This window comes from Sinorhizobium terangae, from assembly GCF_009601505.1.
In the GTDB taxonomy this organism is placed as follows: Bacteria; Pseudomonadota; Alphaproteobacteria; order Rhizobiales; family Rhizobiaceae; genus Sinorhizobium; species Sinorhizobium terangae.
In genome coordinates this window covers 1-24,990 of sequence record NZ_WITC01000108.1, presented here as the reverse complement: position 1 = coordinate 24,990, position 24,990 = coordinate 1, and the positions used below count along the sequence as shown (strand labels likewise).

Annotated in this window: 26 protein-coding genes; 11 read left to right on the top strand and 15 right to left on the bottom strand. The window is 62.1% G+C overall.

Annotation, left to right across the window (positions count from 1 at the left end; all coding sequences use genetic code 11):
* The first annotated feature begins 40 nt into the window (after nt 1-40).
* Complete coding sequence (locus GHK62_RS34505; protein WP_234887041.1) at nt 41-217, top strand: Ldh family oxidoreductase; 177 nt, start codon at nt 41-43, stop codon at nt 215-217.
* A gap of 5 nt (nt 218-222) precedes the next feature.
* Here the strand turns inward: GHK62_RS34505 and GHK62_RS24940 are convergent, their stop codons facing one another.
* Entirely contained in the window at nt 223-516 is a 294-nt protein-coding gene (locus tag GHK62_RS24940) for a hypothetical protein (protein WP_153441761.1), read from the bottom strand.
* A gap of 238 nt (nt 517-754) precedes the next feature.
* Here GHK62_RS24940 and GHK62_RS24935 point away from each other — a divergent pair, with 238 nt between their 5' ends.
* The gene (locus GHK62_RS24935; RefSeq protein WP_153441717.1) at nt 755-1,900 is read left to right on the top strand and encodes a CBS domain-containing protein; all 1,146 of its coding nucleotides are present in this window, start codon (nt 755-757) and stop codon (nt 1,898-1,900) included.
* A gap of 147 nt (nt 1,901-2,047) precedes the next feature.
* Here GHK62_RS24935 and GHK62_RS24930 read toward each other — a convergent pair whose 3' ends face one another.
* A complete protein-coding gene (locus GHK62_RS24930) occupies nt 2,048-3,772 on the bottom strand; it encodes an NADPH-dependent assimilatory sulfite reductase hemoprotein subunit (protein ID WP_153441716.1) in 1,725 nt (574 codons plus the stop codon).
* 6 nt (nt 3,773-3,778) lie between these two features.
* Complete coding sequence (locus GHK62_RS24925; protein WP_153441715.1) at nt 3,779-5,617, bottom strand: assimilatory sulfite reductase (NADPH) flavoprotein subunit; 1,839 nt, start codon at nt 5,615-5,617, stop codon at nt 3,779-3,781.
* A gap of 414 nt (nt 5,618-6,031) precedes the next feature.
* Here GHK62_RS24925 and GHK62_RS24920 point away from each other — a divergent pair, with 414 nt between their 5' ends.
* Nucleotides 6,032-6,328 carry a hypothetical protein gene (locus GHK62_RS24920; RefSeq protein WP_153441714.1) on the top strand — a complete coding sequence of 99 codons (297 nt, stop codon included), beginning with the start codon at nt 6,032-6,034 and terminating at the stop codon, nt 6,326-6,328.
* A gap of 31 nt (nt 6,329-6,359) precedes the next feature.
* Here the strand turns inward: GHK62_RS24920 and GHK62_RS24915 are convergent, their stop codons facing one another.
* Nucleotides 6,360-7,211: a LysR family transcriptional regulator gene (locus GHK62_RS24915; protein ID WP_153441713.1), complete on the bottom strand. Its 852-nt coding sequence runs from the start codon at nt 7,209-7,211 to the stop codon at nt 6,360-6,362.
* A 159-nt stretch (nt 7,212-7,370) separates the two neighbouring features.
* Here GHK62_RS24915 and GHK62_RS24910 point away from each other — a divergent pair, with 159 nt between their 5' ends.
* From GHK62_RS24910 to GHK62_RS24890, 5 genes are all read left to right on the top strand, one after another.
* The gene (locus tag GHK62_RS24910) at nt 7,371-8,006 is read left to right on the top strand and encodes a peroxiredoxin (RefSeq protein ID WP_153441712.1); all 636 of its coding nucleotides are present in this window, start codon (nt 7,371-7,373) and stop codon (nt 8,004-8,006) included.
* A 47-nt stretch (nt 8,007-8,053) separates the two neighbouring features.
* Nucleotides 8,054-9,220: a cystathionine gamma-synthase gene (gene metB, locus GHK62_RS24905; protein ID WP_153441711.1), complete on the top strand. Its 1,167-nt coding sequence runs from the start codon at nt 8,054-8,056 to the stop codon at nt 9,218-9,220.
* Nucleotides 9,221-9,241: 21 nt separating this feature from the next.
* On the top strand, nt 9,242-9,922 hold the full coding sequence (locus tag GHK62_RS24900; protein ID WP_153441710.1) for a 5-formyltetrahydrofolate cyclo-ligase: 681 nt from the start codon (nt 9,242-9,244) through the stop codon (nt 9,920-9,922).
* A 322-nt stretch (nt 9,923-10,244) separates the two neighbouring features.
* Nucleotides 10,245-10,499 carry a type II toxin-antitoxin system VapB family antitoxin gene (locus tag GHK62_RS24895; RefSeq protein WP_153441709.1) on the top strand — a complete coding sequence of 85 codons (255 nt, stop codon included), beginning with the start codon at nt 10,245-10,247 and terminating at the stop codon, nt 10,497-10,499.
* Nucleotides 10,499-10,885, top strand: coding sequence for a type II toxin-antitoxin system VapC family toxin (locus GHK62_RS24890; protein ID WP_153441708.1), 387 nt, complete (start codon nt 10,499-10,501; stop codon nt 10,883-10,885). The genes GHK62_RS24895 and GHK62_RS24890 overlap by 1 nt, the downstream gene beginning before the upstream one ends.
* 166 nt (nt 10,886-11,051) lie before the next feature.
* Here GHK62_RS24890 and GHK62_RS24885 read toward each other — a convergent pair whose 3' ends face one another.
* The gene (locus GHK62_RS24885; protein WP_153441707.1) at nt 11,052-11,342 is read right to left on the bottom strand and encodes a DUF2934 domain-containing protein; all 291 of its coding nucleotides are present in this window, start codon (nt 11,340-11,342) and stop codon (nt 11,052-11,054) included.
* A 393-nt stretch (nt 11,343-11,735) separates the two neighbouring features.
* On the opposite strand from GHK62_RS24885, the gene GHK62_RS24880 reads away from it, so the two are divergent.
* On the top strand, nt 11,736-12,203 hold the full coding sequence (locus tag GHK62_RS24880) for a VOC family protein (protein WP_153441706.1): 468 nt from the start codon (nt 11,736-11,738) through the stop codon (nt 12,201-12,203).
* 108 nt (nt 12,204-12,311) lie between these two features.
* The gene (locus GHK62_RS24875) at nt 12,312-12,707 is read left to right on the top strand and encodes a GFA family protein (protein ID WP_153441705.1); all 396 of its coding nucleotides are present in this window, start codon (nt 12,312-12,314) and stop codon (nt 12,705-12,707) included.
* 196 nt (nt 12,708-12,903) lie between these two features.
* On the opposite strand, the gene GHK62_RS24870 is transcribed toward GHK62_RS24875, so the two are convergent.
* Nucleotides 12,904-14,421: a winged helix-turn-helix domain-containing tetratricopeptide repeat protein gene (locus GHK62_RS24870; RefSeq protein WP_184108608.1), complete on the bottom strand. Its 1,518-nt coding sequence runs from the start codon at nt 14,419-14,421 to the stop codon at nt 12,904-12,906.
* A 102-nt stretch (nt 14,422-14,523) separates the two neighbouring features.
* On the opposite strand from GHK62_RS24870, the gene GHK62_RS24865 reads away from it, so the two are divergent.
* Nucleotides 14,524-14,781 (top strand): DUF1127 domain-containing protein, encoded by a 258-nt coding sequence (locus tag GHK62_RS24865; RefSeq protein WP_153441703.1) that lies wholly within the window; start codon nt 14,524-14,526, stop codon nt 14,779-14,781.
* Between the two features lie 32 nt (nt 14,782-14,813).
* Here the strand turns inward: GHK62_RS24865 and GHK62_RS24860 are convergent, their stop codons facing one another.
* The 9 genes from GHK62_RS24860 to GHK62_RS24820 all read right to left on the bottom strand — a co-directional run bounded on the left by GHK62_RS24860 (nt 14,814) and on the right by GHK62_RS24820 (nt 24,720).
* On the bottom strand, nt 14,814-15,425 hold the full coding sequence (locus GHK62_RS24860; RefSeq protein WP_184108609.1) for a hypothetical protein: 612 nt from the start codon (nt 15,423-15,425) through the stop codon (nt 14,814-14,816).
* Between the two features lie 157 nt (nt 15,426-15,582).
* Nucleotides 15,583-16,350, bottom strand: a complete 768-nt coding sequence (locus GHK62_RS24855; protein WP_153441702.1) for a 3-hydroxyacyl-CoA dehydrogenase — start codon at nt 16,348-16,350, stop codon at nt 15,583-15,585.
* A 147-nt stretch (nt 16,351-16,497) separates the two neighbouring features.
* Nucleotides 16,498-17,742: a Gfo/Idh/MocA family protein gene (locus GHK62_RS24850; RefSeq protein ID WP_153441701.1), complete on the bottom strand. Its 1,245-nt coding sequence runs from the start codon at nt 17,740-17,742 to the stop codon at nt 16,498-16,500.
* Between the two features lie 57 nt (nt 17,743-17,799).
* A complete protein-coding gene (locus tag GHK62_RS24845; RefSeq protein WP_153441700.1) occupies nt 17,800-18,804 on the bottom strand; it encodes a LacI family DNA-binding transcriptional regulator in 1,005 nt (334 codons plus the stop codon).
* Nucleotides 18,801-19,757: an ABC transporter permease gene (locus tag GHK62_RS24840; RefSeq protein ID WP_153441699.1), complete on the bottom strand. Its 957-nt coding sequence runs from the start codon at nt 19,755-19,757 to the stop codon at nt 18,801-18,803. The genes GHK62_RS24845 and GHK62_RS24840 overlap by 4 nt, the downstream gene beginning before the upstream one ends.
* Nucleotides 19,754-20,743 carry an ABC transporter permease gene (locus GHK62_RS24835; protein ID WP_153441698.1) on the bottom strand — a complete coding sequence of 330 codons (990 nt, stop codon included), beginning with the start codon at nt 20,741-20,743 and terminating at the stop codon, nt 19,754-19,756. The genes GHK62_RS24840 and GHK62_RS24835 overlap by 4 nt, the downstream gene beginning before the upstream one ends.
* Nucleotides 20,743-22,248, bottom strand: a complete 1,506-nt coding sequence (locus GHK62_RS24830; RefSeq protein WP_153441697.1) for a sugar ABC transporter ATP-binding protein — start codon at nt 22,246-22,248, stop codon at nt 20,743-20,745. Before GHK62_RS24830 ends, GHK62_RS24835 begins: the two co-directional genes overlap by 1 nt.
* 70 nt (nt 22,249-22,318) lie before the next feature.
* Nucleotides 22,319-23,344, bottom strand: coding sequence for an ABC transporter substrate-binding protein (locus GHK62_RS24825; RefSeq protein WP_153441696.1), 1,026 nt, complete (start codon nt 23,342-23,344; stop codon nt 22,319-22,321).
* Nucleotides 23,345-23,472: 128 nt separating this feature from the next.
* Nucleotides 23,473-24,720, bottom strand: coding sequence for a glycosyltransferase family 2 protein (locus GHK62_RS24820; protein ID WP_184108610.1), 1,248 nt, complete (start codon nt 24,718-24,720; stop codon nt 23,473-23,475).
* Nucleotides 24,721-24,990 lie beyond the last annotated feature (270 nt).

Genomic DNA, 24,990 nt, shown 5'->3' with positions numbered 1-24,990 from the left:
GCCTCCCGGGGTCGGCCAGTTGATTGTCTGCATCGATCCCATGGCTTTCGGCAGCGGCACCCTCGAACGATTCGCGGCCATGGCCGACATGGTCTCGGATGCGCCGGGTGCCCGGCTTCCCGGCCGCCGTCGCCAGCCGCTCAGGCAGTCGCTCCTCAAGCAGGGAATTCCCGTCGACGAACCGTTGATGGCGGAAATTGAAGCAATCGGCCGCTGACGGTTCTACACATAGAAACCCAGGCAGAGGATCGAGACGGCTAACATCGGCAAGCGCTGACTCTTCCCGCGAAACATAACGGCGAACGCGAGTGCCGCGAGAGCGGCAATCGCGGCAGCAAGAATGGCGCCGGCAGAGAGATACAGGCCCAAGGCTCCGACAAAAACCGTGGTTCCGACAGTCGTTTCGACGGCGGATTTCCAGTTATGGGGCCGGTCGACAAAAGCTGTCAGAAACGCGGGGCCGCTCAATCCCAGAGCAAGCCAAATCAGCGCGGAGGAGAAGTCGAAGAAGTCCAAGTTTGCACCCATACCGACTGTTGTCGGTTTAAGGGGAGCAAATTGCGTGCCAGCCGCCACCCGACCGCGCTGAATGGCGAAAGCGAACATAACGACGCGATGCGTCGCACCCTCTCATTGCTGGCCGAATTTCCGAAATGGCGTCGGAACCACAAAGAATTCCGTTCGTGCTATTGCCTCGCCCTTTTTATAGGCACATAAGCCTCGAAAAATAAGCAACTGCATCTGACGCCCCCGCATGATTGTCCCGCCTCCGCCTCACCAGAAATCGGGCTTTTTGCCCAGGTTTAAGCTGTTCTCGCCGATCCTGGCGGGTGCAACCCTGAAAGAGCGCTTGATCGGCTGCCTTGGGGCGTTGATCGGCATCTGCCTCACCGGCCTGGTCTGCGGTTTTGTGTTCGGCGACGATCCCCAATTGCCGTTGATCGTTGCACCCATCGGCGCCTCGGCGGTCTTGCTCTTTGCCGTCCCGGCCAGTCCGCTCGCGCAGCCCTGGTCAATCGTTGGCGGGAACACGATTTCCGCCCTGATCGGCGTCACGGTGAGCTACCTGGTGAAGGACCAAATGCTTGCCATCGGCCTTGCGGTTGCCCTGGCGATCCTTGCCATGTCGCTCACGCGGTCGCTTCATCCGCCGGGGGGCGCCTCCGCACTGACGGCCGTAATCGGGGGAGCCGCCGTTGCACGCGCAGGTTATTGGTTCCCATTCATACCGGTGGCGATCAACTCCTTGATCCTCGTCGCCCTCGGCATCGTGTTTCACCGGCTGGCTCGCCGCCAATATCCGCATCGACCGGCAGTCGCGCCGGTAAATACCCATCAGACCGCGGACCCGCCACCCGCGCTTCGCGTCGGCTTCACTTCCGAGGACATCGACGAGGCAATCGCACGGTTGAATGAAACACTTGATATCAGCCGGGAGGACATCGACGCCCTCCTGAGGGAAGTCGAGCTGCAGGCCCTTGTCCGGCAAAGGGGAGAGCTGACCTGCGCCGATATCATGTCCCGCGACGTTGTAACCGTCCCGAACGACGCGACGCCGGATCAGGCACGATCCCTGCTGCTGAAGCACGACATTCGTACGCTTCCAGTGCTTGACGAGAATGAGAAGCTGCAGGGCACGGTGGGCCTGCGAGAGCTCGCCGGCAAGGAACTCGACGGCAAACTGCCGATAACCGTGGCAGCGACCGCCAAGCCATCCGACCCTGCGATTGGCCTGCTTCCCCGCCTGACGGATGGCAAGATACATGCGGTGGTCGTACTTGACGGCGACGGAAAGGTCGCGGGCATCATATCCCAGACTGACCTGCTCGCGACTTTGGCCAAGAGTCTCTCGCAAAACGGTCCGTCCGAAATCATGCACGGCAACGGGCAAGGCATCTGAAGCCAGGCCTAGCGTGGACGAAACCGCGCCGCGCATGTTAGATCACGATGACTTTGGGTCGAATCGACCCAAAGTCATCGTGATCGATTCTAATGAGTTAGAGCGGGATGCGGGCGGAAAACCGCGCACACTTCTGCTCATCCCGCTCTAGTCGTTGAAGTGTCGGCCCTCCTTGACCTCGGCGGCGTAGCGCGCGCGGATCGCAAAGTCGCCGAACCGCTCGTCCGGAAGGCGGGAGCGCGCGAAATCGGCGATGACTTTGCCGAGCAGACCGAGAATGGCCTGCTCGCCTGCGTTTTCGAGCACCATCTTGTTCAGCCGCTGGCCATGGAACCCGCCACCGAGATAAAGATTATATTTTCCAGGCGCACGGCCGGTCAGTCCAATCTCGGCTATGTAGGGGCGTGCACATCCATTGGGACAACCGGTCATGCGAATCGTGATGGGCTCTTCCGACAGTCCGTGATCGGCGAGGATTGTCTCGATTTTTCCGACAAGCGTCGGCAAATAGCGTTCACTCTCCGCCATGGCCAGGCCGCAGGTCGGCAGCGCCACGCAGGCCATCGCGTTGAGACGAAGTCCGCTTCCCTCGTTGAGCCTGTCCAGCCGGTACTCCTTCAGCAGCTTTTCAATCACTGGCCGCTCGTGCGGCTCGATATCGGCGATGATGAGGTTCTGGTTGGGCGTCACCCGGAACATCCCACTGTGCGCCCTTGCAATGGCGCGCAAGCCGTCGAGCAGAGCGACGTGCTCGAAATTGCTGACACGGCCGTTCTCCACGCGCAACGTGAAATGCTCGCGCCCGTTCTCGCCGCGCGCCCAACCGATCCTGTCGCCGTTCGAGACGAAGTGATAGGGCCGCGCCGGCTCCAGGGGAAAGCTGAGCCGTTCCTCGATCGTGGCCTTTATCCAGTCTAACCCCTTGTCGTCGATGGTGTACTTGAAGCGGGCGTGACTGCGGTCGACGCGGTCGCCATAGTCGCGCTGGACCGACATCACTGCGTCGCAGGCCTCCAGGACCTTGTCCTTGGGGATAAACCCTATGACGCTGGCGAGCCTCGGATAGGTGTCGGGAGCCTGGTCCGTCCGGCCCATGCCGCCGCCGATCGCGACGTTGAAGCCCTCGAGCCCATCTTTCGTCGCGATGGCAATGAAGCCCAGATCCTGCGCATAGACGTCGATGTCGTTGATCGGCGGAATGACGAAGCCGATCTTGAACTTGCGCGGCATGTAAGTGCGCCCGTAAAACGGCTCCTCCGGTCCCGCGGACGGCTCTGTCCGTTCCTCGCCGTACCAGATCTCGCGATAGGCTCCAGACTTCGGGATTGCGTGGTCGCTGGCCTGTTTGGCGAGTGCATACACTTCCGCATGCAGCGCCGAAAGTTCGGGGTTTATCGAGGCCATTACGCCGCGCGAGTCGTCGCCACACGCAGCCTTCGTGTCGAGCAGCACGTCACGCAGGCCCTGGATGACGGCGCGGAGGTTGCGCTTGTGAATGCGGTGAAACTGAAAGGTTTGCCTTGTGGTGAGCCGCAGTGTCTCGCCGGCATAGGCGCGGGCGAGTTCGTCGAGCTTCAGCCATTGGCCAGGCGACAGCACCCCGCCCGGCAGGCGGACTCGCGCCATGAACCGGTATGCCGGTTCCAGCTTCCGGCGGCGGCGTTCATCCCGGATGTCGCGGTCATCCTGCTGATAAAGCCCGTGGAACTTCATCAGCTTCACGTCGTCGCCGGGTACAGCCGCCGTGAGTTCCGCCTCCAGGCCTGCAGCGATCGTGCCGCGAAGCTGATCGCTGCGGTCCTTCAGCGTCTCGTCGGGGCCGAGCCGGTCGAGCGGCTGCGAAATATCATGGCGGCGATCCAGTGGCATCATCGCACCTCAATAGACATCGATCTGGTAGCGGCGGGCTGCCTGCATGGCGCCGATATATTCCTTCGACGCCGCGTGGCTGATCCCGCCCTGTTGTTGGACGATAGTAACCAGTGTCGCGTGAACATCGGGAGCGAGCTTCGCGCCGTCGCCGCAGACGTAGACGTGGGCGCCCTCTTCCAGCCAGGCATAGATGTCGCGTGCCTGTTCCATCATCCGGTGCTGCACATAGGTCTTCGCCTCGCCGTCACGCGAGAAGGCGACATTCATGCGCGTCAGGACGCCGTCCTTCAGAAAACCCTGCCACTCCGTCTGATAGAGGAAATCGCTGTCGAAGTTGCGCTCGCCGAAGAACAGCCATGCCCTTCCGCCGGCGCCACGCGTCTCCCTCTCCTGCATGAAGGCGCGGTATGGAGCGACGCCGGTGCCGGCCCCGATCATGATGATCGGTGTGTCATCGCCGGGGAGCCGAAAACGCGGATTGGCCTGCACATAGACCGGAACGACCGTGTCGGGTTCGGCGCGCTGCGAGAAATGACCGGAGGCGACGCCGTAGCGCTCTTCGCCATTGAGCTCATAGCGAACCGTGGCCACCGTCAGATGAACCTCGTCGGGAATCGCGGATGCCGAGGACGCGATGGAATAGAGCCTCGGCTGCAGCGGCCTCAAGCCCGCGACGAAGCTCTGCGCGTCGATGCCGGTAGCCGGAAATTGCCGTATGATGTCGACGACATGGTTCGTCCGCAGGAACGTCGTGCGCGCATCGGTGTTTTCCTCCCCGCGCAATCCCTGCAGTGCCTTCGCGTCGGTGATCTCGGCCCAGTGATCGAGGAAGCGCGGCGTGGCCGCCGTCACTTCAAGCGTCCCGGCGAGGGCCTCGCCAAGCGTGGTCTCACGCTCCTTGATGCGGAGAGGCTCCTCCCCCGAAAGCTGAAGTGCCGAGAGCAACGCCTCGACGACAGCCGGGTCGTTCCGGGCCACGACGCCAAGCGCGTCGCCAGGCTCGAAGGCAAGGCCCGATCCATCAAGCGACAGTTCGACATGGCGCGTCTCCTTGCTCGATCCGCGGCCGGTCAGCACCAGATTGTCGATGACAAGTCCGGAAAACGGATTGCTTTTGTCATGAGCTGCCGCGATCGGCGTTGAGGCTGGCGCGGCTGATGGCAAGGTCGCCGCTTCGCCGAACGGCCGCGAGGAAAGCGTGAGCGCGGCGACGGATTTTTCGATCCAGTCGGCGGCGAGATCCTCGTAGTCGACGTCGCAGTCGACCCGTTCGCGAAGCCGCGTGGCACCCAGTTCGGCGAACCGCGCATCGAGCCGCTTGCCCGCACCGCAGAAGAATTCATAGGTGGAGTCGCCGAGCGCCAGCACGGCATAGCGCAGGTCATCGAGCCGCGGCGCCTTGCGGCCCTCCAGGAACTCGAAGAAGCCGGCCGCCGAATGAGGCGGCTCTCCCTCGCCTTGCGTGGACGTGATAACAAGGAGATCCTGCTCTTCCTTCAACTTGCGCGGCTTGTAGTCAGCCATGTCGATCAGCGCCGGCTCAACCCCCTTCCCCCGCGCCGTATCGGCGAGCTTTTTTGCGAGGGCCGCACTGTTGCCGGTTTCGCTGCCGAAGAGGATTGTAAGGGACCGAGTGTTGGCGACGAGAACATCAACTGTTTCAGCTTTGGCGAGATGCGGCGTCAGGGGAATCGCGCCGTGAAGGGCGCGTGCGCCATGATCGAGCCCGGCGAAATATCCACTGATCCAAAGGGCCTGCCCTGGCCGGAGCGATGTCGCGAGTGCCGAGATCTGGCTCCATTGGTCGGCCGTCAGCCCCGGGCCGGGAAACTCCAGTGCGGTCATGTGCATGCCTCCAGCTTGAGTAAGGCGACGGTCAGGAAGCCATTTCCCAGATGCGCAGAAGTGTTTGGTTGCCGCGCGGATGATTGCCACGCTGTCCCGGACCTGACAAACGAAGGATATTGCAGCATAAACGCAAATAAATTGCTGGAAATTAGATTTTAGATGACGTTTCTAGCGGACAATTGCCACCCGACAAATTCGTTCCCGGATTCGGGCTTCGGGCAAATCGAACATTGCGCGAGAAAAAGTGACGCCGCCGGCGCGCAAGCTCCTTTCCTCGGGGGCAGCGGCGCGCAAACACCGCACTTCCCGCCGCCATGTCCGTCCTGTAAGACGCCAATGGAAACTCATCTCGCGGGAAGCCCGGCCGCGCACTGGCCAAGAGAAGGCGACGCGACATGGCGGCGATAGAGTATGAGGCGGAAAACGAGAGTCGATCGTGGGCCGAAGGGGTGCGAGGAAGCGCCTGCGCCGCTTGCTAGCCCGATAAGCTGGGACGATCTTTCGAGCGAGGAACAGACAGCACTGAAGCGGATGAACCGCGGCCCCGGCCACGTCATCTCCCAGCCGGTCGGCGAGCGGTTGGTTGCGCTGGGACTGGCGGTCGAACGACACAACGGAATCGGCATAAGCAGGCAGGGTCGCGAGCTCGTGATCACTGTCTTGCTGAGTGCGCGAGAAGGCACCAGGACGGAGCACGACGCCTCGTAGCCAGAGTTGCCAGAATAAATTTCGCCCCGCTTCAGTGGCCGGCCATGGATGCGGCGGCCCTCAGTCCCGCCCGAATGCGATCCAGCATCGACTGGTCTGCCTTTGCTGACGAAACAAGATAGGCCGGATAGGCAAATTCCGGACTGTTTGGAATGATCTCAAGGCGGCCTTCTTCGAGATAGGGCTGAATAAAGCCCCGCCGAAAATATCCGGATCCGCCGACCGCCAGAATGTATTCGAGAGCCAGCGGACCATAGCTGATCGACACCACCGGATTCGGACAGCCGGGAAAAGCCGCCCGATAGCTCCCGGCAAAGTCCTCTCCCCAATCGATGCCGACGAGGTCTTCCGGGCCGAGCGGTTGCGACAAAGGTGTCGTGCGCACCAGAACGAGCTTTTCTTCAAAGAGCAGTTCGGCAAGCGTGCCTGGACGGCTGGGCGCCCCATATAGGACGGCAGCGTCAAGCGAACCATCCTGCACAAGTTCCATGAGCCGCTCCGACCTGTCGATCGTCGTCCGGATTGCAACGCTGGGGGATTCACGGCGCATCCACAAAAGCCAATGCTTCAACAGTGGATTCCAGAGGCTGAGCTCGGCACCGATGGTCACCATGGCCTCACGGCCCGGGGGCAAGGCGACCGTGGTCCGCGCCGCCTCCCAGACTTGTACGAGGCTCGTCGCAAAGCGGAAAAACTGCTCTCCGGCGGGTGTCAGCCTGGCACCGGCCTTGTTGCGAACGAACATGGGACGATCGAGTTGTTCCTCGAGCACGCGGATGCGGGCGCTGACTGCGGTCTGCGAGATGTTCAGATTGGTAGCAGCATTCACGAAGCTGCCGGTCTTGACCACTTCGAGGAACGTACGCGCTATGCTGATATCCATCGTCGCCCTATCTAACGTCAGCCCTTTCGACAGCCTGCCTCCGTCGGCACGCCTCCTCCAAAATAAGCGCAGAATATTTGCGCTTAACCCACAATTCAATTCGTTTGTCAGCGGAAACCGACGTTGCCATTTTGCGACCGAGCAACGAGAGGAATTCCCATGTCCCTTCAGATCGGCCAGACCGCACCGGATTTCGAACAGGAAAGCACCCACGGCAACATTCGCTTTCACGCGTGGCTGGGAGAAAGTTGGGGTGTGTTGTTCAGTCACCCGCGCAACTTCACGCCGGTCTGCACCACGGAGTTGGGCGAGGTCGCGCGGCTGGGTCCGGAATGGGACAAGCGCAACGTGAAGGTCATCGGGCTTTCCGTCGATCCGGTCGAATCCCACCGCAAATGGGAAGAGGACATCGCCGAAACGCAAGGCCATTCGCCGGATTTCCCGATGATCGCGGATCCCGACGCAAAGGTGGCGGCCCTCTACGGCATGGTACATCCGGAAAGTGATCCCAATCTCACCGTCAGAGCTGTCTTCGTCATCGACCCCGCGCGAAAGATCCGGCTGATCCTGACCTATCCTCCAAGCACCGGCCGAAACTTCCAGGAAATCCTGCGCGCGATCGACAGTCTGCAATTGACGGCAAGCCGTGGCGTTTCGACGCCGGTAAACTGGAACCCGGGTGGGGAGGTGGTGATTTCTCCCAAGCTTTCCGACGAGGAGGCGGCTCGCCTGTTTCCCCAGGGTTTCCGGAAGTTAAAACCGTATCTGAGACTGACGTCCCTTGGCCAGTCCTGACCAGCCATCGAACTTTGATGCCATCTGAATGAAAGGCCCTACGGCTGATGCTCGAGCGAAAAACCAGATCTCCTAGAGCCGAGACCACGGCGGCAGCCCACGGGGTTGCGACCGACACGGCATTTGGCTCCGTGGTGCCACCCTTGTATCTCTCCAGCACCTACGAGTTCGCTGGCTTCGAGACGCCGCGCGCCTATGACTACGGCCGCTGCGGAAATCCTACGCGTGACCTGCTGGCGCAAGCGCTTGCAAAGCTCGAGGGAGGCGCAGGCGCGGTTGTTACGCCGAGCGGCATGGCCGCGCTCGATCTCTTGATAGGACGTTTGACGCGAAACGATCTCGTACTGGCGCCGCACGATTGCTATGGCGGCACGTTACGTCTTCTAAAAGCGCGTGCAGATCTGGGGCACCTCACGCTCCGGCTCGTCGATCAGAAAGATCTCGGCGGATTTCAGGCCGCGCTGTCTGACGTTCCGGCGCTCGTCCTGATCGAGAGCCCCAGCAATCCCCTGATGCGCGTCGTCGACATTGCCCGATTGTCCGACGTCGCCAAGGCAGCCGGCGCTGCCGTGGCTGTCGACAACACGTTTCTCTCTCCCGCCCTCCAGCGGCCCCTCTCTCTCGGGGCCGATTACGTCATTCACTCGGCGACCAAATTCCTGAACGGACATTCGGATGTCATTGCCGGGGCGGTAATCGCTGCCGACCCTCGGGAAGCCCAGGATCTCAAGCGCTGGGCCAATATCACCGGGGCCATCGCGGCACCCTATGATGCCTGGCTTACCTTGCGCGGGCTCAGAACGTTGTTTGCGCGCATGTCGATGCAAGAGCGCAATGCCATGAAAATCGCCGAGTATCTCGACGCACATCCCGCGGTTCGCCACGTCCACTATCCGGGGCTTGCCGGTCATCGCGATCACGAGCTCGCAAAACGGCAGCAGGGCGGCTTTGGCGCGATGATGAGCTTCGAACTTGCAGGAGGCGTACCAGCCGTTCGGGAGTTCCTGGCCCACGTTAGCTGCTTCACCTTGGCCGAATCGCTCGGAGGGGTCGAAAGTCTTGTGGCTCATCCGGCCACCATGACCCATGTCGACATGGGTGCCGAAGCCAGGGCGCGCGCGGGTATTCGCGACGAGCTCTTGAGACTTTCGGTCGGACTGGAACACATTGACGATCTTATAGACGGTCTCGAAGCCGGCCTGAACGCCTGTTGAGGCAATCAAGGAGGGACGGGAATGGACATCGACGATGATATTCCGGCGACTTTTGCCTCGCCTCCCTGCTTGATGCACGAACTCGATCCGGCCTATGCGGGCCTGTCGTCCGATCCTGGAACCTGTGCCGATGTGAAGCGGTGGCGAAAAAGCGAACGTGCCCGCCTCATCGCCCAGCGCTTGGCAATGTCTCCCGGTGTCAGGGCCGCTTGTGAAACACAAATCGTTAGCCGCGTGCTCGCCGAAATCGGAGATGTGCGCGGCCTCGTGGTCAGCGTCTACTGGCCGTTTCGCGGTGAGCCCGATCTCAGGCCGCTGATGCGGCAAATAGCCGATGACGGCGGCCAATGTGCGCTTCCCGTGGTGGTCGAAAAGGGACAGCCCCTGGAGTTTCACCTCTGGCGACCGGGCGACAAGCTTGTCCGCGGCATCTGGAACATACCCGTTCCGGCCGAGCATGTTTCATTGACCCCCGACATAGTTGTTGCCCCAGTGGTCGGCTTTGATCCGTCGTGCTATCGGCTGGGTTATGGCGGAGGTTACTACGACCGGACATTAGCCAGAATGGCGGCGAAGCGGCGCGTACTGGGCGTTGGTTTCGCGCAGTCGAGAATAAGGACCATCTACCCGCAGCTCCATGACATCCGGATGGACGTCGTGGTGACCGAATCGAGCACTGACCGTTACAGACGGGTATATTGAAATCCCAACGACCGTTTGCAGTCGTTGGGATCCGCAGGATGGCCGCAGCGCTCGCAGCGCCAGGCAAGCGTGACCGCCGCGAACACGCCATTCGGCAGCCTCATCGGCATAGGCACCGACCAGCGGTCGGGTTGCGGATCGTTGCCGGCGTCTTCGAAAGACGCACCGGGGGTGCTACGACCTTCACCGTACCCGCCCGCGGATGCTCGTAGCTCGTTACCAGCTCCATGTGGCGCACCTGGGTACGGGTTTGGCCCGAGCGGCCTTGCGTCCCGTCGCCCAATAGGTAGAATATAGACAGATAGGAACCAAGGAACCCAGAATGCCACTGAGCATCAAAGATCCCGAGACGGAACGCCTTGCAAAGGCACTGGCCGAGAAGACCGGTGAGACCATCACCATGGCGACCCGGCGTGCACTGGAAGAGCGGCTGCGACGTCTCGCAAACGCAGCAAATCGGGATGTTCTTCTCGAGGAGCTTGCCGCCAGCCGTAGACGCTGGAGCAAGCTGCCGGTGCTGGACAACCGCTCTGCTGACGAAATCCTGGGGTATGACGAAAACGGGACTCCCAACTGATGGTCATCGATACGTCGGCCATTGTCGCCGTCGCATTCAATGAGCCAGAAGCGGAAACCTACGAACGGAAAGTCATCGATGCTCCGCGGCGCTTCATCTCCGCCGCGACGGTTCTCGAACTCGCCATCGTAATCGAAGCCCGCCTCGGCGAAGCAGGTGCCGCAGAGCTCGACCTATGGCTCTACAAGGCGGGTGTTGAAATCGTCGCTGTCGACGCAGAACAGATTGCCGTGGCTAGGCGAGCCTGGCGAAGCTACGGCAAAGGCCGACATCCGGCAGGTCTGAACTACGGTGACTGTTTCTCCTATGCGCTGGCCAAAACGCGCAATGAACCGCTGCTCTTCAAAGGCGATGATTTTTCGCGTACTGACATAGAGGCCGCATGACGAGCGCAAGCAGAATGAGCAGCAAGGCTGCTCATCTAACTGTTCTAATGCATGCCGCCCAAGTTGTGCAGCGGTTTTGGGACAACGACATGCATAAAAAGCAATGACCTAAAGCGCGTTGTATGAGTGCGATTGAACGCGACGCGCTTTGGCGGCCGTCAGCCTGTTAGCTCTTCTTGGTGCGAGCTTTGGAAGCCGTGCTTCTCTTCGGCTTTGCATCGTCTTGCTGCTTCGCTGCAGACCTTCTCGGTTTTTTCCCTTCAGAAGTTTCCGCGGATACAATTGCGCCTGCAGAAGGAACGTCGTTCTCCGACTCACCGCCCCGATTTATCCCCTCGGACTGAATCTCTTCCGCCGCCTCGAGCCAGTGCTTCAGACCGTCGCCCTCGGGCCGTCCCGCTTTCTCCCACAGTTCATAGGCCCGCTTCCTGATCAGTTCTTCGCCGTCCGTCTTCATGGCAAACGCTCCTTGTCAGCTGAGGTGGAAAATGGCCGGTGGGTGGCCGTGAAGCCCGATGATGTCGTATCGAAGCAGAGTTTAGGCAGAATGCTGCATGCTCGCAATCGCGACACGTTTGCACTTGGTCACTTGTTGCAACTCATGAGACGAGTGCGGACCAGGCGGGAGTTCGCCGCCCGCCGCGGGCTACCGCGACGACGGTGCCGTTTGTTGCAAACATTCCGTGCGTTTGATCTGAGAGACCGCTTCAAAACGGCGTAGCGGTTTGAGGCGGTCCGTGATTCAAGATTATGATGTGGACAACAGCGAATCGGGCTCGAATGGCCGCTGGTGTTGGGGGCGCTTCAAGCGTCCGTTGTTAGACTAGGCGACACCTTGGAGATTGGAACCATGGCGCTCAAGCGGATGGACAACGTAGGAATCGTCGTCGAAGACCTTGGAGGCACGATTGATTTCTTTCGCGAACTCGGCCTCGAGCTCGAAGGGCGGACCACGGTCGAAGGAGAATGGGCCGGACGCGTCACTGGACTGGGCGATCAGCGTGTCGAGATTGCCATGATGCGCACCCCGGACGGCCACGGCCGGCTCGAGCTCTCCCGCTTCCTCACGCCGCCTGTCGTCGCAGATCACCGGAACGCCCCGGTCAACGCCCTAGGCTACCTCCGCGTCATGTTCGCCGTGGACGACATCGACGAGACGCTTGAAAGGCTCCGCACGCGCGGCGCTCAGGTCGTAGGCGAAGTAGTCCAATATAAAGACGCGTATCGGCTCTGCTACATCCGCGGGCCTGAAGGGCTTCTCATCGGGCTCGCCCAAGAACTCGGCAGTACGAAAACGAAAACAAATGGCGAAGAGTGACCAATATCAGCGAGTGCGTCCGACCCGCCTGTAGCATTTTGAATTGCCGCATGTTTCTATTCTTAAACCTGATGCGAATTAAGAGACCTGCAGTAGAGGAGACGCAGCATGGAGCGATTCACGGGCGGTTGCCTGTGCGGCAACGTCCGAATTGTGGCGTCGGGACGACCCTACCGGGTCGGCCTTTGTCACTGCCTCGACTGCCGCAAGCATCATGGAGCGCTTTTTCACGCTTCCGCGATATTCCCTCAGGACGCGGTGACGTTTGATGGCGAAACCCGCGGTTACGCCGGGCGGTTTTTCTGTCCCCGCTGCGGCTCGTCCGTTTTCGGGCGCACCGCAGACGAAATCGAAGTGAGCCTGGGTTCCCTCGACGCCCCTGACCAACTGATGCCAACCTATGAACTCTGGACTGTCCGTCGCGAGTCCTGGTTGCCGCCGTTTCCGCTTGCGAGACGGTACAAGCGCGATCGTGATGACCCCACGAGTCGCTTTGAGGAGTAGGTCGCACGAGCAGTCCGAAGGCGGTTTGAGTGCGTCGCGTTCAATCGGACTCATGCGGTGCACATTTTTGGGCGACATGCATTACAGCGCCGCGCGTCCAATTGGACGCGCCAAGGCCGCTGTAGCACTTTGATTTTCTGCATGATTTTATCCTTAAATCGATTCCGATTTAAGGAATCATGCAGTAGAAGTCTCGTTACTCCGGAAGGCCGGCCTTGCGGAAGCCATCGACGAAATGCTCAAGCGTCGCCGCGTCGCGGAATGGCTCCGTCGCCGCCCAGCGGCGGGTTGAGAAATGCGGGTTGGCGACGAGGAACAGTTCGACCTCCGCGCGCGCCTCTTCAAGCCGGCCCAGTTTAGCAAGGCTTGCCGCCAGGAAACGGCGTGAGCTTGTGCGATAAGTCTCGTCCCTGCGCAGTGTCTCGACAGCGGCTTCGTATTCGCGGGCCGCATATTGCGCCTGGCCGAGCGTCAGATAGTACCAGCTTGCCGGAAACGGGTTCAGCCGGAGCGCCTTGCGAATGTGTTCAAGGCCTTCCTCAACCCGCCCGGCCAGGACTGCGATGTCGGATAACGTCGCCCAGGTGTCGGCCTCGTTGGGGTCGAGTTCGATCGCCTTGGCGAATTCCGCATCCGCCTCGGCGAAGCTGCGCTCATAGGCAAGCAGGTTGGCAAGGACCCAGCGGCAGCCTGCATCGTTGGGATCGATCGCTACGGCTTTGCGCGCCAGTTCCAAGGCAATGCTGCGGTGCGTTTCAATCGGTTCGCCCCAATGCACCCATCTCATCCAGTGGTTCATGGCAAGCCAGCGATAGGCCTCGGCGTATTCCGGATCGAGCGAAACCGCGCGCGTCAGCATCAGATGCGCTTCCCGCGCCGTCTGGGGCGAATCGTCGATCAGCTTGCGCGCCCGCACGCAGAGATCGTAGGCCTCGAGATTTTTGGGCCGATTGCGCGGCGGCGGTGCGCGCAATCGGCCGAGCAATGCCTCCACGATCTTGCCGGTGACTTCGTCCTGGACGGCAAAAATATCTTCTAGGTCGCGATCGAAGCGGTCCGCCCATAGGTGTTCGCCGCTGACTGCGTCGACGAGCTGGGCGTTGATGCGCACGCGCCCTGCGGCGCGCCGTGCGCTGCCCTCCATCAGGTAGCGGACGCCAAGGTCCTCAGCGATCGCGCGCACGTCCATCGCCTTTCCTTTGTAGGCAAAGGCCGAGTTGCGCGCGATGACGAACAGGCCGGAGTTCCTGGACAGATCGGTGATCAGGTCCTCGGTCAGGCCATCCGCGAAGGATTCCTCATCAGGATCGTTGCTGACATTCACGAAGGGCAGCACGGCTATCGATGGTTTGCTCGGCAGCGGCAAGGGTTTTCGCTTCGCAGCACCGAGCTTTTCGATGGCCCCCGTGAAGCGGTAGCCGACGCGCGGGACCGTCGTGATCCATTCACCGCCGTCGGCCGCGGGACCAAGCAGCTTGCGCAATTGCGCGATCTGGACGGTGAGATTGCCTTCCTCGACGGCCATGCCCGGCCACGCCGCGTCCATCAACTCGGCCTTGCCCAGGATTTCGCCGGGCCGTCCAACGAGCGCCGCAAGCAGCTTCAGCCCGCGGTAGCCAACGGCAACGGGATCATCGTTCCGAAGGAGCGTTCCCGCACCCGGATCAAGCACGAACGGACCAAAGGCAACGCGCGATCCCTGCATGCGGCGCATCTATAGTCCGTTTGGAAGTTTTTGAGAACTATTTGGAAGGGTTTAAGTACGACGCTGTTCGCATTCTGCAGAATCCAACCTCCAAACCAAATGGAGGTTGCCATGAAGTATACCCTCACTCTTGCGTCCGGGCCGCACCAGGCAGCGCGACCGGGAAGACCTGCGGCGCTGGCAGACGTGTCCCGTCGCCACTACAGCTTGGCGACCCTGCGACGCATTTTCGCGACCTGGGACCAGCGGATACGCTTCCGCTGGGACCTTGCGCAAAAGGCGAAGGACAATCCCCATTTGATCGACGATATCGGTCTGACGAGACATGAGGTCGAGGCAGAGATCGCCAAGCCCTTCTGGCGACGGTAAGGCGAATGCTGCACAGAGCATGCGCCCCCGCTTCACCCTTTCGGCAAACTCGCGACGAAACGATCGAACAAGTCCACATCATAGCGGTGGGCCTTCGTTCCAATGCAGCGCCCTGCCGGTAAACCGCACGGCAACGCCCATTCGACCTTGGCGGGTACGCAGCCGGCGATCGCCTCATACCAAGCGTGCAATGAAGCCTGCAGCCGCGCATGGAGGTCGAAGTTCGACCGATCACGCTCTGTGTCTCCGTCTCTTTGCCGGCGGGCGGTCGCCGGATCGATCCTCTTGACCAGGTAGATATCGGCAAAGCCGAGGACTTTCCGCCGAAACGCTTCCCGCGTCTCCTCCAACTGGTAGAGCCAATGTTCTTTGGGTGCCTCGCCGATCCGCCAGAGCCCCCAGATGAAGTGCAGCTTCAGAGGGTCGGTATCACAAACGGCAACGCCCCGCTCCTCCTCGGTCGCCAGCGCATCGGCCCAGCGCCTTGCATTCCAATCGGTCCACGCCTGCGCCGCCTTCATTGCATCGGCATTTCGGTCCGGTCGCGGCGATGGATAGCTTTCTCGCACGAGAAGCCGTTCGGCATGATTTCGGCACCAGGTCGTCTTTCCCGCAGCGCTGATACCTTCCACGACAACGATCACGAAACCCTCCGCTCCTGAACGCCGTTGGCTCTCGGCGGGCCATTCGCATCGGTCCAGGCGGCGACGCACTGCCCTGCACCCCGTCAGATCGCGAAGCGTCGAGAACGCCCGGGGGCCGACCAGGATGGGACCGGATCGGCCAAACGCCAAGGTTTGCCTATCGCGCGCCCATCCGCAACGCGCCGTCAAGGCGGATGACCTCGCCGTTCAGCATGTCGTTCTCGCAGATATGCCGGACAAGCGCCGCATATTCGTCCGGCCGGCCGAGGCGCGGCGGGAAGGGCACGCTCTTGCCGAGCGAATCCTGCACCTCCTGCGGCATGCCGGCCATCATCGGTGTCTCGAAGATGCCCGGTGCGATCGAGACAACGCGGATGCCGAAGCGTGCGAGTTCGCGCGCGATCGGCAGCGTCATCGCCACGACCCCGCCCTTCGAGGCCGAATAGGCCGCCTGGCCGATCTGCCCGTCGAAGGCGGCAACCGAGGCCGTGTTGATGATGACGCCGCGGGCGCCGCCGTCATCCGGCTCTTCCTTCGCGATCGCCGCGGCGGCAAGGCGGATCATGTTGAAGGTGCCGACGAGATTGATGCCGATCGCGCGCGCGAAGCTGTCGAGGCGATGCGGTCCGTCGCGACCGAGCACTTTTTCGCCTGGCGCAATGCCGGCGCAGTTCACCAGCCCATGGAGGTGTCCGAAGCTCTCAAGCGCCATCGCAACCGCCGCCTCGCCCTCCGCCTCGCTCGTCACGTCGGTAGGCGCGAAACGCGTTTTCGCGCCAAGCTCGGCGGCAATCGCCGAGCCGGCGTCGGAATTGATATCGGCGATCACGACGGAGGCGCCGTCGGCGACGAGCGCGCGTGCGACGGCGGCTCCGAGCCCCGACCCGCCACCGGTGACCAGAAAGACCTTGTCCCGGATCAGCATGGGCATGCTCCCGGGGCCCGGTTGGCTGTGTTCCTCTGCATCAGATTTTCCTCCCGTCCGTATCCCGGATCACGCATTCTCAACTCCGCGGCGCGGACTATAGCCAGACGTGCCGTCCGAGGCGATACCGAAAGGACATTGGCTCGGTCACGCGCCCGTGCGCGCGACGACCGGGACATAGTCTTCGAGCTCCGGCGCAGGAAAAGCAAGCGTCGCGCCGATCTCGGCCGATCGATAAAGGCCCATCAGGATCTCGACCACCGCGAGGCCGTCCTCGAAGGTTTCGAGCGGCTTCACGCCCTTGCGGAAACACTCGACCATGTGCCGGTTTTCGTCCGTGTAGCCATAGACGCCTGCCTCATCCTCCAGAATCGGCATCAGCCCCTGCTCGGCATTCTGCTTTTCGACGAGATCCTCGCCCTCGGACCCTTTGACCTCGCGCGACAGAAAGATCTTCAGGCCCGTCCCCAGCGAATTGTATTCCAGCGCATATTCGGGTCCCAGGAGTTCGAGCTGGATGCGTAAACCCGGCCCGACATAGGCCCAGGAGGTCGTCGCCTCGATCATCAGCTCGTTGCCGTCCTCGTCCTCGAGCATAACGGTCGCGCGGGCGAAATCCTCTGCCGGGCGCCTGCGGTAATCGACCGCCTTTCCGAAACGCTTGCTGAGCTCATCGGCATAGCCCGGACGGGTCCACTTGAGGTTCGCAACCGTGCCATTGACCGCCTTTACCTTCAGCGAGTTGCGCGGTGCGCCCGGCGCCGTCAGAAGGTGACGCGCCACCTCGACACTGTGGCACATCATGTCCGAGAGCACCCCGCCGCCCTGTTTGTCGCCTTGCCAGAACCAGGGCTCGTGCGGACCGGAATGCTCTTCCGCCGCGCGTGCGAGATAGGGCCGGCCGGTGGCGGACGCCGCACGGCGCCAGATGATCTCCTTGCCGCGCTGGACCGGCGTCGAGAAGACCTGGTTTTCCAGATAACCGTGATTGAGGCCGGCATCCTCGGCAAGCCGCAGCATTTCGCGGGCTTCGGCGACGGTGCGCGCGAGCGGCTTTTCACAGGCAACGGCGAAGACCCTGCTGCGTCCCGTCTTGATCGCCGCGGTGAGCGTCCGCATCACCTCGATCCGCGTATAATTCGGCGAGAGAATCCAGATCGCGTCGACATCGTCGGCGGTAACGAGCGATTCGAGGCTGTCATGCGCCCGGCAGGTCCCGAGGTCGAGCGCCTCGACCTCGCTTGCAAACCGCGCGCGGTGTTCGGCCGTGGGGCTGAAGGCGCCCGTTACCTCGACATTGCGCACGCCGACCAGCGATTTCAGGTGGAAGTGCGCAATGAAGCCGGTTCCGACGAATCCGACGCGCAATGTCTGCCTTGGCAGTTCAGTCATTCTCTCCTCCCGAACTTGTGTGCGGAATGGGCGCACCACGGTCCTTCCGCACGTTTGTCATTGCCGCGGCGGAGCCGTACTTCCCCGGATGTGCAAAACCGTCGGCAGGATGATCGGTTCGTCGCAATCGATCTCGGCGCCGGACAGGATCTTAAGAAGCAGTTCCATGGCGACATGTCCGATCTCGGCGCGCGGCTGGCTGACGGTGGTCAGCGGAGGGTAGAAGGCCTTGCTCAGGTAAAGATCGTCGAAACCGACCACCGACACGTCGCCAGGCACATCGTGCCCCATGCGGCGCAGTTCGTATGCGGCGCCATAGGCCATTTCGTCGTTGGCAACGAAAAGCGCGGTCGGCGGCTCCGGCAGGGTGAAGAGCTTGCGGCAGCACTCCTGCCCGCTTTCGAGTAGATAGTTGCCGCGAACTTCGTAGGATTCCGGCACGTCGAGCCCGGCATTGCGCATCGCCTCGCGATAGCCTTCGCGCCGATGAAGGCTCATCAGTTCCGGCAATGGTCCGCTGATATGGGCGATGCGTCGATGGCCTATCGAGATGAGGTGCTCCACCGCTTCCCGCGCGGCGCCGATATTGTCCACCTGCACATGCGGCAGGCCTGCGCCCTCGATCATCTCGAGCGCTACCACCACCGGCAGGTGGCTCCAGCCGCCGGCCGGCGGCAACTTGCCGGTCATCAGGATCATGCCGTCGGCATGGCCGTCGCGCAGCATGTTGAAATACTCGGTTTCGCGGGCCGGATCGCTCTCGGTGTTGCCCATGAGCACCGAATAGCCGGCTTCGCGGGCCGTCGCCTCAACGCCTTTGAGGATGTCGAGATAGAAGGGGTTGCCGACGTCGCGCACGACGAGCAGCACCGACATGGACCTGCGGGTGCGCAAGCTGCGTGCGCTGACATTGGGGCGGTAGTTGAGCTCGCGCGCCAGATCAAGGATGCGCTGGCGCGTCTCGGCCGTCACCAGCGCCGAGTCGCTGAGCGCGCGCGAGACCGTCGCAACCGACACGCCCGCCCGCTCGGCGATATCCTTGATCTTCGGCCGCTCTCTCATGCGCGCATCGCCCGACCCCGACCATAGAACATCATGAGCAGGAGCAGCGTCGCCCCGAACACCATCTGCCGCCCGGATTCATCGATGTTCACCGTGGTCAGGATGCTCTGGAGAATGACGAGCAGGATCGCTCCTGCCATGGTGCCGGTATAGCCGCCCTTGCCGCCGGCAAGCGACGTGCCGCCGAAGACCACGGCGATGATCGACGGGAGCGTGTACTGCTCGCCGACATTGGCGAAGGACGAGCCGGAATAGCCGAGCAAACAAAGGCCGGCGATCGCGGCAAACATGCCGGAAATCATGAAGAGGGCGATACGCATCAGCCTGACCGGAACGCCGGCCATGTAGGCCGCATGTTCGTTCGAGCCGATGGCGTAGATGCGGTGGCCAAAAACCGTGCGGTGGAGCATGAAGGCCATCAGCAGGCCGACCATGATCCACAGCCAGATGATGCCGGGAATGCCGGCGGCGAGCGGCTGCGTCACGAAGCCCGAAAGGCCCGGCGCGGCGCGGCCCGAAGGGATGCCCATGCGGATGACGACGAGCAGGCCCTGGAGGACGCCGAGCATGCCCAACGTCATGACGAGCGGCGGGATGCGCAACAGCGTCACGCCCAATCCGTTGAGCAGGCCGAAGAAGGCGCCGGCGGCGAGGCAGGCGAGGATCGCCGGCACAATACCGCTGTCTGCACCGTTCATGACATTGCCTGCGATGATCGCCGAAAGCGAAACGACGCCGCCGACCGAAAGGTCGATGCCCTCGCGCCCGCCGAGGATGACGACGTTCTGGCCCGCGGCGACAATGCCGAGCAGCGAGGCGACGATCAGCAGTCTCAGGATCTGTCCGCTGGAGGCAAAGCCGGGCGACAGCGCCTGGCCAAGATAAAGCAACAGCACGATCAGCACGAGCGCGACGACGAGCGGCTCACGCACGAAGGAGAGGATCCGGCTCATGCGCGCGCCCTCCTGCCTGCCAGCACGCCTGCCATCAACACGACGAGAATGGCGAAGCCCTGGACGAAATTCTGCCATTCCGACGGTGTGCCCATGAAGAAGACGACCGAGTTGATGAGACCGATCGTCAGCGCGCCCAGAGCCGAGCCGACCACCGTTCCCCAGCCGCCGGAAAGCGCGCTGCCGCCGAGCACCACGGCGGCGACGCTGTAGAGCGTCATCTTGCCGCCGACCAAGGGGTCGCCGCTCGCCGTGTCGCCGGTGATGCAGAAGGCGGCGAGCGCGGAGAAAAGCCCGCAGAGAAGATAGCCCCGGATCCGTATGGGCACGACCGGGAGCCCGGTCTGGTAGGCCGCCTGCTGATCGTCGCCGACGGCGAGCAACTGCGTGACGAGGCGCGTGCGGCTGATGACCAGGAGCACGATGGCCAGCACCGCCAGGATATAGAAGATGAAGGGCACACCGAGCAGCCGTCCACCATAGGTCCGCCAGAAGATCGCCGGCGCCGGCGTGCCGGCAACGGGAAGGATGTGGAGGGCGAAGCCGGTGAAGAATATGCTCGTCGCGAAGGTTGCAACGATCGCCTGCAGCCGCAGCGCGGCGACGACGATGCCGTTCAAGAGCCCGCAGGCAAGCCCCAGCAGGAGGCCGAGGGCGAGCGCGAGCAGCACGGCGCCGGCATCCCCACCCCATCGCTCCATCAGGACGACGATCGCGACATTGACGAGCGACAGGATCGATCCGGCGGACAGATCGATGTCGCCGGCATAGACGACATAGGTCTGGGCGATCGCGAGCAGGATCAGCGCCATGTAGGTGCTGAAGAGCCCCGTCAGCGACCGGTAGCTGAGGCTGTTCGGCGAAAAGACGCCGTTGAGCAACAGGAGGGCGGCGACGATCACAAGCGCCGGCAGAAAGGGGTAACGCTCCAGAAGCTTGCGGATGCGACCCGCGCGCGCCCTCGGAGTGATTGTGATCTCCGCCATTACGCGGCCTCGTAAGCGGCTTGATAAAGATTGTAGCGCGTGCGGTCGGCGCCCGTCAGTTCACGGCTGACGGAGCCACCGTTGAAGACGAGGATGCGGTTGGCGTTCCCGAGCAATTCGGCGTCCTCGGATGAATAGAGCAGGATGCCGAGGCCCTCGGCCGCCAGCTGGCGGATCAGCGCGAAGAGGTCAGCCTTCGCCGAAAGGTCGATGCCCTTGGTTGGGTCGTCAAGCAGCAGCACATCGGGGCGGTCGATCAGCCAGCGGGCAATGATCACCTTCTGCTGGTTGCCGCCGGAAAGCGAATCGATCGGGTGGAACAGGCTCTGAAACTTGGTGTGCATGCTTTGAAGCGCCGGCACGACCTTGTCGCGTAGCTTGGACGGCCGGGCGATCATCAGGCGATCGCGGAGATAATGGATCGGCGCGACGTTTTCGATGATCGGCCTGCCGCTGATGACGCCGTCGCGGCCGCGATCGCCGGACACGTAGGCGCAGCCGCGCCGAATGGCGTCGCGCGGGCTTGAGGCGTCAAAGCGGGCTTCGCCGATCAACACTTCGCCGGACGAGATGGAGCCGGCGCCGAAGATCGCCCGCAGCAGCGCCGACTGGCCTTGGCCGTGGAGCCCGCCGAAGCCTAGGATTTCGCCCCTGGCGACTTCGAAACTCACATTGCGGAAACCGCGCCCGGAGAGATTGCGGACGGTCATCGCCGCGCCGTCCTTGCCGTTCACGACGGCGGGGGCCGATGATTGCGATGCCGGCATGTCGCCGGAGCCGCCGACCATCAGCCGGATAACCGAGGCTGCATCCGTCTCGGCGAGATTGAGCGTCGTGATCGTCTCTCCGTCGCGAATGATCGTCACCCGGTCGCCGATCGCCTTGATCTCGTCCATGCGGTGGGAAATGAAGATGATGCCCCGGTCCTGCCACGTCAGATCGCGCAGGATCTCGAAGAAACAATCGACCTGCGCGCGGTCGAGAGCCGAGGTCGGCTCGTCGAAGATCAGAATCGGCGCCTCGCTTGCCAGCGCCTTCATGATTTCCACGAGCTGCCGTTGATCGGGACGCAGGTTGCCGACGAGAGCGTCGGCGGAAAATCCTTCTCCGGCTACCTCCTCGAAAAGGCCGATATAACGCGCCGCGCGCCGCTTGAGCAAAGCCCTGTCGACGAACAGGTGGGATTTGATCGGCAAGGCGCCAAGGCAGATGTTTTCCTCGACCGAGCGATGAGCGGCAAGGCTGAGCTCCTGATAGAAGATGCCGATCCCCTGAGCGCGTGCCGAGCGCGGTCCGGTGATCGTGACCGGCCTGTTGTCGATGAGAATTTTTCCGGCGTCCGGCCGCACGCTGCCGGCGATGATCTTGCAAAGCGTGCTCTTGCCCGATCCGTTCGAGCCCATGAGCACATGGACTTCGCCGGCCAGCACCTCCAGATCGCCGCGACGTAATGCCAATGTGGCGCCGTAAGCCTTGCTTACGCCGCTCAGTTTCAATTTCGACATCGAACTTCGTCCGTTGCAGTTCGAGGGGAAGCGCTAGCCGAGACTCGGCCCGCGCTTCCGTTGGAAACACTCACTTGAAGAGGGCTTCCGCGTCTTCGATCGAAAGCGAGCTGGTATAGGAATAGTAGCCGGGCTTGCCTTCGAGCTGCTTTGCCGCATCGCCGACGTTCTTGCTGTCGATGAACGGGATCGGCAGGTAGAGGGCGTTACCGTACTGGCCGGCCTTGGCGGGCTCCTTCAGCTCCTTGCCCTGCAGCATCAGCACCGCGACGTTGAGCGCGCTCGCCATCACGCCCGGCGGGTTGACGGTCGCGCCGGAGTTCAGCTTGTCCTTGATCCAGAGGTCGATGAAGTCCTTGCGGATCTCGCCCGTTGCGGCGATCTGGTCCGTCTTGCCGGCGTCCATGATCGATTTCCAGGCGCCGGCGGCCATGCCGTCCTGCACCACGACGCCGTTCACGTCCGGATAGGTGGCAAGGATGTTCTGCATCGCCTGCTGGCCCTGCGCCTGATCCCAGTTGGCGTTGACTTCGTTGACGATCTGGATGTCCGGATAATCTTTGAAGACCTGCTTGTAGCCCGCCACGCGCATCTCGTTGGCCGGGTGGCCGGCAACGCCGTTGATCGCGACCACCTTGCCCTTGCCGCCGAGCGTCTCGGCAAGCCATTTCGCACCGGCCGCACCCCAGGCGGTCTGGTCGATGCCGACATAGAGCGCATCCGGAGACGAGACCTCCGCGTCCGTCGCGATCACCAGGATGCCGGCTTCCTTCGCCTGGGCGAAGATCGGGTCGAAGGCGGTCGGGCTGTTCGGATTGACGATGATGGCGTTCACGCCTTCCGCGATAAAGTTGCGGATATGGGCGATCTGCCCGGGAACGTCGACATTCGCGCTCTGGACCGAGACTTCGACGTCGACGCCCTTGTCCTTCCACGCGGCGGCGGCCGCCTTGGCCTCGTCGATCATCTGGGTGCGCCACTCGCTGCCGACCCAGCCGTTCGAGAGACCGATCTTGAAGGTCTCCGCGTTGACTGCCGATGCCGAGATGACGATGGACGCGACTGTGCTGAGCGCTACCGCGATAAGCTTTTTCATAAGATCCTCCCAAATCTTAAGGAGGACATGAAGCCAGAAAATGTAATCGATTTCAATGACGTTCTGGCAGCCGCGCCTTTGCGGTCGGGCCTACGAAAGGTCGGTCCGAGCTAAAATGATGTGCGTGATCAAACCACGACATTGCCGACGATGTCGCTTTCGCAGAGAACGAGGTTCGGCGAATAACCTTGCGCGAGGAACTGCTGGCGATCGCTTTCGGCAACGACGAAGACCGCCGTGCGCGCGATCTCCTTCGGCTCGAGCTCCAGCGCGGGGGCGACGACGGCGATGTCCGAGCGCAAGCCCAGTTCGCGCAGCAGACCTTCAAGTGACGACGGACTGTCGACGCCATGCAGGATCACGCAGTTGACCTCCGCAGCCGCATTGACCTGCCAGGCAAGCGTTTGCACGGCCACCATCAGCGGCAGGGAATCTTTCAGTTGCCGCGCCGTCGGATGGTGCTCGAATCCGGCGAGCGCCATGCGCGTATAGATTTCATAGGCCTTGACGTAGTCCTTCTTGGCCGCCCACATGCGCATGGCGACGGCCATGCGGATGGAGATGAAGTGCCTGATCTGCGTGTCCCGCGCGGTGCGACGGTCGGGTGTCATCCGCAAGGCCCCACGCTTGGCTCCGACATGAAGGAAATATTCGAGGCCGCCCCGATATCGGTCCCAGGCGGTCAGCAGTTCGTCGTGGCCGGCCTGAGGGCGATCCCGTCCCAGTTTCGATTGGATGACCTGCCTGTAAAAGGGCTTCTTCAGAAACGCGACGCCGCCGCTTTCGAGAAAATGCGCGAGATTGGAAAACGCCCAGTAGGCAAAATGGCGCGGCAGCCACGAGGTGCGCAGCGCCGCGGTCCGATAGATTCCAATCTCGGGGAAGATGTGCCGCTCGACGATGAAAGCGAAAAGCCGCTCGAACTCATCCTTGTCGAATTTGGCGTCGACGTCGATCTTGTAGAAAAGTTCGGTGTCCCGGCCTTCGACCTCGTTGTGGACGTGCCAGGGCGCATAACAGGCGGAGAGCGCCGGGTTCCTGTCGAGGTAGGCAACGGCCTCGACAAGACCGTCGACCGCCAGCATGTCGTCGTCTGCGAGATAAATCGCATACGCGCCCGCCGCATGGCGGAAGGCGCTGCCGAGATTCGCGTCGACGCCGCGATTTTCCGGCTGGCGGAAATAGCGGATCGGCAATCCTTTGCCGGCGAACGTCTCGACAACTTCCCGCGTGTTGTCCGTGGACGCGTTATCGGAGATGACGATCTCGAAGCTGAACGGGATCTGATAGCTTTCGACAAAGCGGCCGAGAGCATTCTCCAGGAACCGCACTCGGTTATAGGTCGGGATGCAGATGCTGAGCTTGACGGAATCCACCCAAGTGTTCCTGCTAGAGCAATTCCAGGAAAAGTGTGTATTCGTCCGGAATTGCGTAGTTTCAAAGAGTTAAATCATCTCGAATGGCGTTTGCTCGCCACCGAGAGGCCGCTCTCCAAAGCCTACGCAGCCTGCGCAAGACAGAGAACCGATGAGAACACTTATTCCGGTGCGAGCTTGTGTGAGGCTTGCTGGTGCATGTTTCCCTGCAGCGCCGCGCGTCTAGCGCATCGGCCCGAAAATCGGACCCGATTTTCGGAAAGCACGATG